General features: G+C 68.8%; 8 protein-coding genes and 5 pseudogenes. 7 read left to right on the top strand and 6 right to left on the bottom strand.

Annotated elements, in window-relative coordinates; all coding sequences use genetic code 11:
- Positions 1-102: 102 nt before the first annotated feature.
- Positions 103-624 carry a hypothetical protein gene (locus AB5J49_RS05450; RefSeq protein WP_369167313.1) on the top strand — a complete coding sequence of 174 codons (522 nt, stop codon included), beginning with the start codon at positions 103-105 and terminating at the stop codon, positions 622-624.
- A 94-nt stretch (positions 625-718) separates the two neighbouring features.
- On the opposite strand, the gene AB5J49_RS05445 is transcribed toward AB5J49_RS05450, so the two are convergent.
- Together AB5J49_RS05445 and AB5J49_RS05440 are read right to left on the bottom strand one after the other, a co-directional pair.
- Positions 719-1,228 carry a DUF1269 domain-containing protein gene (locus AB5J49_RS05445; protein WP_369167312.1) on the bottom strand — a complete coding sequence of 170 codons (510 nt, stop codon included), beginning with the start codon at positions 1,226-1,228 and terminating at the stop codon, positions 719-721.
- Between the two features lie 43 nt (positions 1,229-1,271).
- A complete protein-coding gene (locus AB5J49_RS05440) occupies positions 1,272-2,819 on the bottom strand; it encodes a DUF1254 domain-containing protein (protein ID WP_369167311.1) in 1,548 nt (515 codons plus the stop codon).
- Positions 2,820-3,251: 432 nt separating this feature from the next.
- On the opposite strand from AB5J49_RS05440, the gene AB5J49_RS05435 reads away from it, so the two are divergent.
- From AB5J49_RS05435 to AB5J49_RS05420, 4 genes are all read left to right on the top strand, one after another.
- On the top strand, positions 3,252-4,571 hold the full coding sequence (locus AB5J49_RS05435) for a cation:proton antiporter (RefSeq protein ID WP_369167310.1): 1,320 nt from the start codon (positions 3,252-3,254) through the stop codon (positions 4,569-4,571).
- 209 nt (positions 4,572-4,780) lie between these two features.
- Positions 4,781-5,107 carry a carboxymuconolactone decarboxylase family protein gene (locus tag AB5J49_RS05430; RefSeq protein WP_369167309.1) on the top strand — a complete coding sequence of 109 codons (327 nt, stop codon included), beginning with the start codon at positions 4,781-4,783 and terminating at the stop codon, positions 5,105-5,107.
- Positions 5,108-5,254: 147 nt separating this feature from the next.
- Positions 5,255-6,691: a DUF2252 domain-containing protein gene (locus AB5J49_RS05425; RefSeq protein WP_369167308.1), complete on the top strand. Its 1,437-nt coding sequence runs from the start codon at positions 5,255-5,257 to the stop codon at positions 6,689-6,691.
- 175 nt (positions 6,692-6,866) lie between these two features.
- A complete protein-coding gene (locus AB5J49_RS05420; protein WP_369167307.1) occupies positions 6,867-7,355 on the top strand; it encodes a GNAT family N-acetyltransferase in 489 nt (162 codons plus the stop codon).
- A 442-nt stretch (positions 7,356-7,797) separates the two neighbouring features.
- Here AB5J49_RS05420 and AB5J49_RS05415 read toward each other — a convergent pair.
- Positions 7,798-7,992: pseudogene (locus AB5J49_RS05415) on the bottom strand (hypothetical protein); the annotation flags it as partial.
- A gap of 662 nt (positions 7,993-8,654) precedes the next feature.
- Here AB5J49_RS05415 and AB5J49_RS05410 point away from each other — a divergent pair.
- A pseudogene (locus tag AB5J49_RS05410) lies at positions 8,655-9,206 on the top strand (aldehyde dehydrogenase family protein); the annotation flags it as partial.
- A gap of 137 nt (positions 9,207-9,343) precedes the next feature.
- On the opposite strand, the pseudogene AB5J49_RS05405 reads toward AB5J49_RS05410, so the two are convergent.
- The 3 genes and pseudogenes from AB5J49_RS05405 to AB5J49_RS05395 form a co-directional block, all read right to left on the bottom strand.
- Positions 9,344-10,005 (bottom strand): annotated as a pseudogene (locus tag AB5J49_RS05405) (transposase); the annotation flags it as partial.
- A gap of 128 nt (positions 10,006-10,133) precedes the next feature.
- Positions 10,134-10,985 carry an MBL fold metallo-hydrolase gene (locus tag AB5J49_RS05400; protein WP_369167306.1) on the bottom strand — a complete coding sequence of 284 codons (852 nt, stop codon included), beginning with the start codon at positions 10,983-10,985 and terminating at the stop codon, positions 10,134-10,136.
- Positions 10,986-11,231: 246 nt separating this feature from the next.
- Positions 11,232-12,536, bottom strand: a pseudogene (locus tag AB5J49_RS05395) (IS1380 family transposase); the annotation flags it as partial.
- A gap of 22 nt (positions 12,537-12,558) precedes the next feature.
- Here AB5J49_RS05395 and AB5J49_RS05390 point away from each other — a divergent pair.
- Positions 12,559-12,935: pseudogene (locus AB5J49_RS05390) on the top strand (LacI family transcriptional regulator); the annotation flags it as partial.
- Positions 12,936-12,968: the final 33 nt, after the last annotated feature.

Here is a 12,968-nt window from a genome sequence, read left to right as displayed (position 1 = left end):
GAGCTTTCGTCAGCTGCGTCACCCGCGTGCCGCGTCCTGCTGGTACGGCCGGCCGGCTTGGCTGACGCTGGACGGGAGAGTGCCGTCGAGGTGGGAGAAGCCATGGAACGCCAGACCAACCGATGTGCTGTTGTCGGGGTGGCCGTCATGCTCGGCTGGGCTGGTCTGACCGGCTGCTCGTCGGACGACGAGTCTTCGACATCCCCCGCTTCCTCGGCGGCATCTGTTGTGAAGTCGGGTGCGTCCGAGCTTGCCTCTGCCGCCAGCAGCGCGGCAGCGTCCGCGGTGACTTCTGCGGCCGCTTCCGCGGAGGCGGCCGCCTCGTCTGCGCTGGATGAGGTGAAGGGCGGCCTGGACGCCAAGTCGGACGTCACCCTGGGCAGCGTCGCGACGGGCTCCGACGGCAAGGCAGAGGTCCCGGTGACCATCGCCAACCACGACTCGAAGTCGAGGAGCTACATCATCGTGGTTAATTTCAAGGACCAGTCCGGCAACTTGGCCGACGTGGCCGTCCTCGAGGTCCCCGAGGTCGCCGCAGGCAAGACCTCCAAGGCCACAGCTCGGAGCAACCGGGACCTGACCGGCACGGTGACCACCGAGGTCCGCGACGCATTGCGGTACTGACGCCGCACAGCCGAGGCCGAGAACGCAAGGGCCTTGAGGGACCTTGGTGGCATGGTGGCGCGGTCCCCACCCGTGAATCGGATGCGTCGGGAGGTCAGCGGACCTCGGTGGCGGCCTGCTGGACGGCCCTGTCGACGTCTTTCGTGCTCACGTCGAGTTCCTTGGCGACCTGCTTGTCCGCTTTGAGCTGGGCTCTCTGCAGCGCCTGCGAGAGCGAGCTTTCGCCGACGATGACCAGGGCGGCCTGCCCCTCGTCGATGATCTCGCCGAACTCCTTGACGTCTGCCCGGGACATGCCGCGCCACAGGTGACCGCTCACGCCGCCGACGGCGGCACCGACGGCGGCCGTACCGATGATCGCCGGAGGGAACAGCAGGCCGACGACCGCACCGGCGGCGGCGCCGCCCCAGGCCCCGTGCCGGGTGGCCGTCTCGTCCTTGTTGACGTGGACCTTGCCGGCCTCGTCCTTGGTGACGACGGATGCGTCGTACGAGCCGACCGCACCGACCGCATGAAGGTCCTTGAGGACGTCGTAGTCGGCTTGCGCCGCGGGTCCGCTCGGGTAGGTGCCGATGTAGATGAAGACTGCGTCAGGGGTAGCCACTGTGTCGCTCCTGTCATTCCTCGTGTGCAGTTGGGTGTCCGTGTCAGTTGGCGGGTTCGACCTCACCGGGCCGCCACGTCTTGTCGAAGAACGGCTGCTCGGGGCTGTAGAAGCGCAAGATGCCGAACCAGCCCTTGCCCGGGCTGGTCTGGATCCAGGTGCCCTCGGCCGCGTCGGCGGGGCGCTCGGGGGCGAGGTGGAGGGTGGTGGTGCCGTCCTGGTTCGCCGTGGCGGCGGGCCCCGGATACGTCTGGCTGCCCGCCCAGGGGAACCGCTGCGGGGTCTGCAGCATGGATCGGGTCTGGTTGTCGTAGAGGGTGAAGGACCAGAACCGTGCGGCGGGGATTCCGGCCGGCAGCGTCAGCCGGTAGTGACGGTCACCGTCGAACTGCTGACCGGCGGAGTCGGCAGCGACCATCAAGTACTGGGAGCCGACACCCGTCAGGCGCATACACATCGCCGGCGAGTCACCGGTGGCGATGTAGAAGAACGCGGTACGCGAGTCCAGCGCACGCCCCGAGGCGGGTTGGTCGAGCCGCACCCCGTCCGGAGTGATCTCCGGGGGCGGGGATGTCCAGTCGTAGCCTCCGACGAAGAGCGGGTTGAACCAGGCCGAGCCCTCGTAGTAGGTGAAGCCCTCCTGCCGGCGCGCGCGCAGGCCGAGCGTGCGGGCGCTCGCGTTGCCGATCACGACGGCCTCTTCCAGCAGGCGCAGCATCCGCTCGTCGGGCTCGAAGGCGCGGCCCTTGAAGATGCCGATCTCACGGAACGCGCCACCGTCCTCCGGGTCGACCGAGTCGGCGGGCTGCTCCTGGACGAGGGTGTCGAGCAGCTCGTAGAAGGAGTAGTCGTTCGGCGGGAGGGTGTTCATCGCCAGGCCGGTGCCCTCGGTGAAGGCCGGCGGATCGGCGGGCGTGATCGGCGCGAGCGGCGCCCCGCCCTGGAGGAAGGACCCGATGCTGGTGCCGTAACTGCCAGGCGTGTAGCGGGTGATCCGCAACGTCTCCTTGATCCGCGCGACCGTCGGCGCCGGGTCGCCACCCTCCAGGAACGCGCGCCCCAGCACGATGGCCTGCCAGGTGGAACAGCGGTAGACGAACAACCCGCCCTCGGGCACCGGGCCGTCGTAGCCGGGCGGCAGCAGCACATACGTGCCTCCGACACCGCGGTCCGGTCCCGGCAGACCGAAGTCGGTCACCCAGCGGAACCACATGTCGTCGATCGTGCCCAGACATCCCGGCGGAACCTGGAGCGTCACCGGCCCGTCCGTGAGGTCGAGGAAGCTCAGGAAGTACACGGTGTCGGCGTTGCCGGTCAGGAACAGCGACGCGCTGTCCATCAGGCCCGAGAACAGCAGCACCGTATTGTCGGCCACCCCCGCATCCAGAAAGCCCTGCCGGATCGCCCTGACCGACACCCCCGGCAGACCCGCGAGATACGCGTCCACACCGCGCGTCAGATCCAGATTGTCGAACACCGTGTCGCACGTGTCTGCGTCCGGAATCCCGTCTGCGAACCGCAGCGCGCCGATCCTCGTCTCCACCTCGTCGGGCGTCGTCACCGACGAGGGTATCTTCGCGAATCCGCTCATATCACCATGCTGCGCTCCTCATGGATCATCCGCACGGCCGTCGTGCCACCAGTTGGCGCGACGCGCGTGCTTCTGCGCGAGCCCGCCGAGCCTTCCGGTGAGCGGTAGCTGTCGCAGCTGTCTGCATGTGCCGTCAGTAGCTCGACGAGGGCGACACCTCAGCGAAATCGCTGAGCAGGGCCTCCATCCCTGGCCTTGATGTCGTGGGCGAAGTGGCTGCCTGAGGTGGCCGATCCGGTTGTGTACGCGTGTCGGTGCCCTACTCGGAATCCGGCCTCGCCACACTGATCTCCTATCGCCCGTCGCGGTGCCCGGCAGCGTGCGACCGGCGCGGGCCGTCGCGCGTCCGGCCACGGTCGGGCGCGGGCTGCCGTCCGAAGCTCCGATGCCCTGTACAGGCTTTGTGCGTTGCGACAGGAAGAGTGGGACGTCATGAGTGGTGGCAGCGCCTGGACCGGAGCAGCAGTCGCGGCCGTTACGGCCGGCTATGCGCTGTTCTCGCGCCGCCTGGCCTCGACGCCGGTGTCGGCTCCGATGGTGTTCACCGGCTTCGGTGTGCTCATCGGGCCTATCGGGCTGGACGTTCTCGACCTGGACCATGACGCAGGCCCGATCCTGACATTGATCGAGGCCGCCCTGGCCCTCTTGCTCTTCACCGACTCGATGACGGTGCGGCGACGCGACCTGCGCACGGGCGGCTTCCTGCCTCTGCGTCTGCTGGCGATCGGCCTGCCGTTGAGCATCGGATTGGGGTGGCTGCTGGCGTGGCCCTTGCTTCCGGGCTTGACCCTCTGGGAGTTCGCGCTGCTGGGTGCGGTTCTCGCCCCCACCGATGCGGCGCTCGGCAAGACCGCCAGCTCCAGCCCGCGTGTCCCGCCTCTCGTGCGCAACGGGCTCAACGTCGAGAGCGGGCTGAACGACGGCCTGGCGCTGCCGTTCTTCCTCATGTTCCTCGCCGCCCTCCCCGGCACGGTCGCCTCCGAGGAGGGCGTGGGCGGGGTGTTCTGGCGGGCACTGGTGGTCAGCACCGCGGTGGGGCTGGCCTTCGGATGGCTCGGAGGGTGGCTGTTGACCCTCGCGCGGGCCCGGGGCTGGGTGACGGGTGAGTGGCAGCAGGTGGTCGTCCTGGCGGTGGCGTTCTGTGCGTACAGCGTGGCGACGGCCCTGGACGGCAGCGGCTTCATCGCCACCTGGATGGGAGGGTTCGCGTTCGGCGTCGCACTGCGCAAGGGCGAGCCGACGGGTGCGGAGCCGGCCAAGGAGCGGCCCGCCGAGCCCGCCGACCTGGCCGAGTACGTGGGCGGACTGCTGGGGACCCTGAGCTTCCTGGTCTTCGGCGCGGTCCTGCTCGGCCCGACACTGGAGCACCTGGACTGGCGAATCATCACCTACGCGGTGCTCAGCCTGACAGTGGTCAGAATGCTCCCGGTGGCCCTCGCGATCGCCGGCACCGGCATGCGGCTTCCCACCCTGGCCTACGTCGGCTGGTTCGGACCCCGCGGCCTGGCCTCCGTGGTCTTCGGACTCCTCCTGGTCGAGGACCACGTGCCCGGGATCGAACTGCTGGGCCGAGTCATCGCGGCCACCATCGGCCTCAGCATTCTGCTGCACGGCATGTCGGCCCCGTATTTCGCCAACCTCTACGGGAACTGGTACGACGCTGCCACAGTCACCACCCCTGCCCTCCGCGAAGCCCAGGACACGCCGGAAGGCTTTGGCAAACAACACGGCGGCTCGCGACGCCTGCGCTGAGCCGGGCGGGATCCGCCGGCGCGGTACCACCGTCAGCCCGGGTGGCCGCGGGCCTGCGTCCGGCCAGATGATCACCGGCCTGCCCGCCCCCATGCGCGAGGTCCGGACGGGTTCTAGGGTTGAAGGGAACTCCCGGGCTCGCGGAAATCCGTGCCTTCCCGCCTGCCTCCCCCACTCGGGCTCGGAAACACACCAGGAGGGCATGCGACATGTCCACTGCATCTGAAACCCCTGTCCTGGACACCCTCGCCGCCATGACGGTCGACTCGATCGAGCGATGCGGGCTGGCCCCGGACATGCTCCTGCTCACGCGCATCGCGGCACTCGCCGCCTCGGACGCCCCGCCCGTCTCCTACGTGGCCCATATCGACCCCGCCCTCAAGACCGGCGTGACCGCCGAGCAGTTGCAGGACGTTCTGGTCGCCATCGCGCCCATCGTGGGCACCGCCCGCGTCATGACGGCAGCAGGCAACATCGCCAAGGCACTCGGCATCGCCATCGCTGTCGCCGATGCCGAGATCGACGCCCAGGGCTGACAGCAGACGCCCACCCGGCATCGACGATCCGCCCGCCGACCTCGGACAGAAGGTCACGGAGCCTTTCTGTCCGTCGTGCCCTGTGCCTGGCGACGTGTCCGGTGCCGGGCGTCCCCACGGCCGCAGGACCAGGCAGGAGGGCCTTCGATGCCCCAGGACGCGACTACAGCCATGCGCGCGACACCCCACACCACGCCCGAGGAACGCGCCGCTCTCGGCAAGGAGGCGCGGCACCGCTCACCGCGGTCGGGCCACGCCGTGTACAGGCCGTCTACTGACCGGCTGGACCCGCTGACGATCCTGGAGGCGCAGTCCGCGGCACGGGTGCCCGAACTCGTCCCGATCCGCTACGGCCGGATGATGGAGTCCCCGTTCCGCTTCTACCGGGGCGCCGCCGCGATCATGGCGTCCGACCTGGCCGACAGCCCGGTCTCGGGACTCACGGCCCAGTTGTGCGGGGACGCGCACCTGCTGAACTTCCGTCTGCTCGCCTCGCCCGAGAGGCGGTTGATGTTCGACATCAACGACTTCGACGAGACACTGCCGGGCCCCTGGGAGTGGGACGTCAAGCGGCTCTCGGCAAGTCTCGTGATCGCGGGCCGGGCGAACGGATTCGACGACGCCGAGCGCGCCCGCATCGTCAGCTCCACGGTCCGCTCCTACCGCGAGGCGATGATCCGCTTCGCCAAGACAGGCAACCTCGACGTCTGGTACGCGAAGATCGACGCGGACCTCCTCGAGACCCTGGCCACAGGCCGACTCCACGCAACGAAGCGGGGTCAGAAGAACCTGGCCCGGGCCATGGCGAAGGCCCGCACCCGCGACAGCCTGCAGGCTTTCGACAAGCTCACCGAGACGGTCGACGGCGAGCTGAGGATCGCGGCGGATCCCCCGCTGCTCGTCCCGGCCGGCGACCTGCTGCCGGACGTCGAACGCAGCGCCCTGGAGCGTCAGTTCCGCAGTCTCATCGAGCGGTACGGCCGCACTCTCGCCTCCGACCGGCGCACACTCCTGGAGGACTACCGACTGGCCGATGTGGCCCGCAAGGTGGTCGGCGTCGGCAGCGTCGGCACCCGATGCTGGATCTTCCTGCTCCTCGGCCGGGACGACCAGGACCCGCTCTTCCTCCAGGCCAAGGAGGCCGACACCTCCGTACTCGCCGAACACGTCGGCACGAGCCGGTACCGCAACCAGGGCGAGCGGGTGGTCTCGGGCCAGCGGCTGATGCAGGCCACGAGCGACATCTTCCTCGGCTGGGAACGAGTGGACGGCATCGACGGCAAGCAGCGCGACTTCTACGTGCGCCAGCTGCGCGACTGGAAGGGCATCGCCATGCCGGAGAGGATGCGGCCGAAGGACATGCAGGCGTTCGGCGAACTGTGCGGGGTCACCCTGGCTCGCGCGCACGCCCGGTCCGGCGACCGCATCGCGATCGCCGCGTATCTGGGCAGCGGCGACTCCTTCGACCGAGCACTCGCCACCTTCGCCGAGGCATACGCCGACCAGAACGAACGCGACCACCAGGCCATGGTCGACGCCGTCCACGCAGGCCGGCTACCCGCGGAGGAACTGCCGGCCACCTGACCCGGGAGAGGACGCCCAGCTCGCTCGGCTGCTCGTCAGTGGATCCTGGAAATCCTGACGCCGTGCAGCCTGCGGCCGGGACGGATTCAGCACACATCAGAACGGGAAACCCCGCGAGGCCCGCCATAAACCGTTCCGACGGGGACCTCCGCGCGGAGCCGTGAGAACTCTGGCGATGAGTTCACGCACTTCCCCGATCAGCCAGCCGATCACGATACGGAGGGCAGTCGCGCGGGATGCCAAACGGCTCACGCGGCTCGTGCGTGGCTCCGGCGCCTACGCGGGTAAGTACGCAGCCGCAGTCGCGGGCTACCGGGTCGGTCCTGATTACATCGAGGCCCACCGCGCCTTTGTGGCCGTCGCCGCCGACGAGCATGGAGGCCGGGTCCTCGGGTTCTACTCGCTCGTCCTCGCTCCACCGGAGCTCGACCTGCTGTTCGTCGCCGACGAAGCGCAAGGACGGGGTATTGGACGGCTGCTCGTGGCGTACATGCAGTCCGAGGCCCGTGCCGCCGGGCTCGACCGTCTCAGGGTTGTGTCGCATCTTCCCGCCGAGGACTTCTACCACCGCGTTGGTGCGGTGCGGATCGGGACCGTGTTCGCGAACCCGCCCGCCGTGCCGTGGGACCGTCCCGAATTCGAGTTTCGCGTTTCTTCGGAATGACGCGGTGCCGGTCGCGGGCGCCGGCTTCGCCTGCATGGTGGCCGGCATGCAGGAACCGCTGGACGCCGCGCGCTCCGTGTATGCCGTCGCCTCTGCCTGGCGGGGTGATCGCCTGCGCCGGCGGCCTCACCCGGCGACTCCCTCGCCTCAGGCACTCCCAGGGCCATCGAAGTCGCGTACACCTCGGCTCGCTCCACACGATCGAGTTCGGCCGCGTAAATACGTAGTTCACACAACCCTGATCTGCGAGACGAAGTCGCCACGGTCCACCGTCGGCGCTGCAAGGGGTGATGCCTTGCCAGTGCAGCCATCAGCGCAAGTGGAAGTAGTCACAGCCCTTGCCCCGTGGAACTTGGCCAGCCGGGGTCGGTGCGGCCCGCGGTGAAGCGGATCGGCGGGAGGCTCCGGACAGGGGCATCAGAGCCTGACTGTCGTGGGTGTTGGCCAGGCCCGACTCGGCGTTCGGGGTGTCGTAGGCGTCGACGATGGCGATGGTCCTGCCGCAGCCGCAGCCGCAGCCGCAGCCGCAGCCGCAGCCGCAGCCGCAGCCGCAGCCGCTGGCGGAGGCGGCGGAGGTCAGGCCGTAGGCCGACTGCAGGTCGCTGGGGCCGTAGCCGGTGGGCGAGTCCGCGTCTGCGAACGCCTCGATTGCCCGCAGCGGGCGGCGCTGCCGCTGGCCACCCACTGCGTATCGGCCCGAATGCCCGCACGTTGGTGCCCTGCCTCGTGGCGCACGCAGCCGTGGAGAAGCCGCACCGGTCGTGGAGCAACCTGAACGAAGGTGTCGGCCTGTGTGCCGTATGACGATCGGCCGGAGTCGGATCCGGGATGTCCCTAGGACTGGGACTGAACATGCTCAGTGTTTGTGGGTGGGGATGCCGTGACGGGCGGGGGGATGGGTGGCCGCTGTCCCGGGTCCGCGGTCTGACTCATGATTCGCCTGACCAGAGTGTCTGAGTCACACAGTGTCGGCCGTTGGTCGGGGATGGTGCGTTGTCGGTGCCGGGCCGGGGGGGCGTGTCCCGATAGGGGCCTGCCGATCAGTTGTGGCGTCCTCACGATTCTGACCGCCCGACGCGGCCCGGTGCCGGCAACGCGACGCGCTATCGGACCGGAAGTGGACGGGCGTGTCCAGTTCGACTCTGTCCAGTACGCCGCCTGCTCCGCAGACCCGTAGCGTCGTCGCCCTGTGGGGGAGGTGGTGCTGGGAGTGGATACGCAATCGGGCCGGTAGGTGGCGAGCCGTGAGGCTGCCCGGGAGGTCTTCCACCTGGTCAAACGGCTACAGTCAGGACCCCGCTCATAGGGGCTGTCGTGACGGCGCTGGCGAGGGCCGCCACCGGCACGAAGACCGGCCGACCCGACGACCCGGACGTTCTGTACGGACCGCTCAACAACGCCAACCAGCTCACGCAGGTCTCCGGCTTCATCGAGCGTCTGCCCGCCCACGCCAAGATCGAGGCAGGCGGCCATCGCGTCGGCAACAAGGGCTATTTCTACGCCCCCACCGTCGTCTCCGGCCTCAAGCAGGACGACGAGATCATCCAGAACGAGGTGTTCGGCCCGGTCATCACCGTCCAGCCCTTCCGCGACGAGGCACAGGCCCTGGAATACGCCAACGGCGTCGACTACGCCCTGGCCTCGTCGGTGTGGACCAAGGACCACGCACGCGCGATGCGCATGTCCAAGACGCTGGACTTCGGCTGCGTGTGGATCAACACCCACATCCCACTGGTCGCCGAGATGCCCCATGGCGGCTTCAAACAATCCGGCTACGGCAAGGATCTGTCCGCGTACGGCTTCGAGGACTACACCCGTATCAAGCACGTGATGACGTCTCTGGACGCGTGACGCCCGCGCCGACGCCGCCAGTGCCAAGCCGGATCGCCCAGCCGGGATCCCGACATCCGCCCGAAGTGAGGAAGGGATCCGCTGCGGAGGAGTTCGAGAACCCCTCTGAACTGGAGCAACGTCCGGGGAGCCGGGTTCTCCTTGGTGCCGCCGACGGAGTCGGTGCGGATCAGGGTACGGCGCCCGCGACGGTAGGTCTTGGGGAGCTGGGCCAGGGCAAGTTCGGTGGCGGTGATGCGGTCGGCGGGGGTGTTGCTGCCCGCCTTCCCCGCCCTGAGCGCAGACGACCGGCTCACCGGCACCGCCCGCCTCGTGGTCGACGAAACCCCATGATCGGATGGTGGCCGAATGTCCGCTTCTAGGTCGCGGTGACATCCTGCTTGTCGGAGTGCGCGATCACCAGCACCCGTCCAGGTCCACGATCACCTGTCCGCTCGCGGACCTGGGAGCGGGCCCGGCGGATCGCGGTCAGCGCCCGCTTCCCGCCCGTGTCGATGAGGCGGGAGCCCGTCGGGTCGGAGGCCACCGGCCCGAACACCGCCGGCTCGGCCCGCAGCATGGCAGCGTCGGCCAGGCAGTCCCCACCCAGCGCGACCGCGAGCGCCACATCGAGCAGGATCTTGTCCGGATCATGCACCGCTCGCTGCTTGCGGCACGGCGTCAACGCCGCCGATATCGCCGTATCCAGGCCGCTTTTGCGGACCGTCTCCACCAACAACTCGGCCCCGGCCTGCGAGACCGCTCCGCGGCCACCGTCCTCGACGCGGACGCGCGGGTAGGACCCGAGACTCTTCTTCACCTGAGGAGTGCAGCTTTCCTGACGACGGCATGACCCTAGACAAGTCGCATCGTCCCAGGTCAGAGGTACTCCTCGTCTATTCGAACACTCACGGTCGCGAAAGCGCGAGGCTAGGGCCACCACCACAGTCACGTCCCCGACGGTCGCGGTTGTTCCGGTGGTACCGAGCTCTCGGCGACCGCCATCCACTGGTCCAGGTCGGCCTGGGTGAACTCTGCCCACGGGGGGATCTCGGGGAGCTGGCGGAGGAGGTCGTAGGCCTCGGAGATCTTGGGGCCGCGGAGGACCGGGGAATGGCAGCCAGCGATGACCTCGGCGTTCAGGCGTTGGAAGTCGTCCACGACCGTCCGGAACTTCTGGGTGTCCAGCAACGCAACCCAGGGAGAGACCAGCCGTCCGCCGAAGAATTGGCCGTCGTGGAATTCGTCCGCGGACATCGCCGCTACGTCCGGCATCGGGGTGGGTACGTTCGTGGCGAAGGTGTCGACGGCCCACAGGACGTTGGTCTTCGGGTCGAAGAGGGCGCGGGTTGTGGGGTTGTCGTACAGGGGCGGTCGTTTGGCGACCAGGGTGCGGTCGCCCGCGTCGATCGTGTCGCCGTTTGTCATGAAGCGGCACCGGTTGATGGGGGTCTCCCATTCCTCGGCCATGCGGCCGATGGAGAACCATGTCGTCAGCAGGGTCGCGTTCGGGCATTCGGCGAGGACCGCCAGGAGGTTGCCGGCGTGGTCGCGGTCGTCGTGGGTGAGGAAGATCCACCGTACGTCCAGGGGATCCACGACGGACCAGGCTGCCTCCAGCCACTGGGAGCGCACTGCGGGCGCCCCGGTGTCCACGAGGACCGGTTCGGCTCCCCGGATCACCATCGAGTTCATCGGAAAGTGGCCGACCGGCGGGGCCTCGAGGGCCCACGGGATGACGAACGTCTCCTCGGCGATCTTGTACGGCTGCAGAAGGTTGAACGTTTCCATGATTGGCATCGCTGCTCTCCCTGGGACGGAGTCGCCGCAGCATCCATGAATCCAGTGCAGCCCCGTGGCGGACCATCGTCAAACGCAGAACGTTCATGAGTCCTCGTTGGTGTGCTGACGGGCACTCTGTGTTTGCGAGGTGCGGTCTTTTCGGGGCTGGGGCAGGTTGACGGCCCGGTTGTCGCGTCGGGTGGGCGCCGGGTTCCACTTTCCCGGTGTGGTGGTGCGGGTCGTTGGGGCGGTCGGTGGGGCTGGTCAGCCGGGGCTCGGCAAAGCGTTGAGCCGGTCGATTGCCCGGGTGATCTCGTCGGTCCAGGGCCATCGGGTCGTGAAGCGGAGCCGGTGGCGGCGGCCGGTGGTGACGAGCTGGGCGGCGGCGGAGAACAGCCGCAGGCGGAGCTTCTTGGGTTCCCAGCGGCGGGCCTTGCCGGTCAGGGCGAGCATTGGCATCCAGGCTAGGAGCTCGAGTGCGAGTGAGACGATCTCCAGCCAGATCCGGTTCTGTGCGGTGTCATGCAGGGGCAGGTTGCGCAGGCCGGTGTCGCGGGCGCCTCGGATGCGGTCCTCGCAGCGGGCCCGCCTGCGGTGACGCAGTTCAAGATCGGCGAGCTGGCCACCCTTCGTGTTGGTCGCGAAGCAAGTCAGCCGCAGCCCGTCGACGTCGGTGAAGCGCAACTGGCCGCCGGGGTGCGGCCGTTCCTTGCGGACGATCATCCTGATGCCCTTCGGCCACGTGCTCAGGTCGGGGATGTCGGTGATCTCCGCGACCCAGGCGCCGGGCCGCTCGGTGCCGCCGGTGTCGTAGGCCGGTGTCCACGCCTTCTTCGGGATCTGCAGGACGGCCTGGTGGACGGTGTCGGTGATGGTCATCCCGACGGAATACGACAGCCACCGGCCCCGGCGGGAGAGCCAGTCGAGGAAGGCGTGGGTGCCGCCGGCGGAGTCAGTGCGGATCAGTGTCTGCCGTCCCCGCCGCAGGTGTCCGGGGAGTTGGGCCAGGGCAAGTTGGGTGGTGGTGATGTGATCGCTCGCGGTGTTGGAGCCTGCGTTGCCGGGCCGCAGCAGGGCGGCCACCGGTTCCCCGGACCCTGTCTGGCCGTGGTCGACGAACGCGACGAGCGGATGGTGGCCGAAGGTCTTCTTCCAGGTCGCGGTGGCGTCCTGCTTCTCGGAGTGTGCAAGGACGAGCACACCGTCGATATCCACGATCACGCTGCCACCGGCGGCCGGACTGTCTTCACCGGCCAACTCCCAGACCCGCGTGCGTACTTCGGCTCGCGCTGTGCGGATCGCGGTGAGCGCCTTCGGCCCGGCTGCGGCGAGGGTGTCGATGAGCCGGGAGACCGTGGGGTCTGATGCCACCGGGCCGAACACGTCGGCCTCGGCCCGCAGCATAGCGACATCGGCGAGGCAGTCCCCGCCATGAGCCGTCGCGAGTGCGACATTCAGCAGGGCCTTGCCCGGGTCGTGCACCGTCCGCGGCTTGCGCCACGGCGCCATTGCCGCCGATACCGCGGTGTCCAGGCCGGATTTGCGGACCGTCTCGACCAACAGCACTGTAGAGGGCACGGCAGGCTGTCGGCGAGGTCGGGCCGTGCTGGAGCACGCCGCCCACCGGCGCCGAATCGGTTTCGCGACCGGACTCTTCACCTCAGCAGTCTCCGGCTGGTACCCGACGCACGGGAACGGGATGCCAGCGCGCGGGCCGATGCCTGCTGGCTCCCGAGCGCCAAGGGCCTCGCACCTCATGGCCTTCGCTATACGCACCGATCGCGATGGAGGAGCATGGGCACCGAGAAGGTGCTCATGGACGAACGCATGGGCCACGTCGACGGCTCGGTTCCGGCACGCTATGCCTACGTCCCCGGCATGCGGATGCAGCTGAGGGTGGGGTTGGCCGAGCAGTGGGAGTCGGCACTTCGCGCTCGGGCGGTGATGTGCCCGACTTCCCCCGTGTGAGTTCTCGACGACCTGTTGCGAGCACGTCTAACC

The organism is Streptomyces sp. R28, assembly GCF_041052385.1.
In the GTDB taxonomy this organism is placed as follows: domain Bacteria; phylum Actinomycetota; class Actinomycetes; order Streptomycetales; family Streptomycetaceae; genus Streptomyces.
Note: the sequence above shows the minus strand (reverse complement) of the source record. Positions and strands in the feature narration are given on the sequence as shown.

What these genes read in the sequence shown, in the direction of transcription:
- AB5J49_RS05430 (WP_369167309.1), top strand. Translation starts at nt 4,781, where the DNA reads ATGTCCACTGCATCTGAAACCCCTGTCCTGGACACCCTCGCCGCCATG.
- AB5J49_RS05440 (WP_369167311.1), bottom strand. Translation starts at nt 2,819, where the DNA reads ATGAGCGGATTCGCGAAGATACCCTCGTCGGTGACGACGCCCGACGAG.
- AB5J49_RS05400 (WP_369167306.1), bottom strand. Translation starts at nt 10,985, where the DNA reads ATGCCAATCATGGAAACGTTCAACCTTCTGCAGCCGTACAAGATCGCC.
- AB5J49_RS05435 (WP_369167310.1), top strand. Translation starts at nt 3,252, where the DNA reads ATGAGTGGTGGCAGCGCCTGGACCGGAGCAGCAGTCGCGGCCGTTACG.
- AB5J49_RS05450 (WP_369167313.1), top strand. Translation starts at nt 103, where the DNA reads ATGGAACGCCAGACCAACCGATGTGCTGTTGTCGGGGTGGCCGTCATG.
- AB5J49_RS05420 (WP_369167307.1), top strand. Translation starts at nt 6,867, where the DNA reads ATGAGTTCACGCACTTCCCCGATCAGCCAGCCGATCACGATACGGAGG.
- AB5J49_RS05425 (WP_369167308.1), top strand. Translation starts at nt 5,255, where the DNA reads ATGCCCCAGGACGCGACTACAGCCATGCGCGCGACACCCCACACCACG.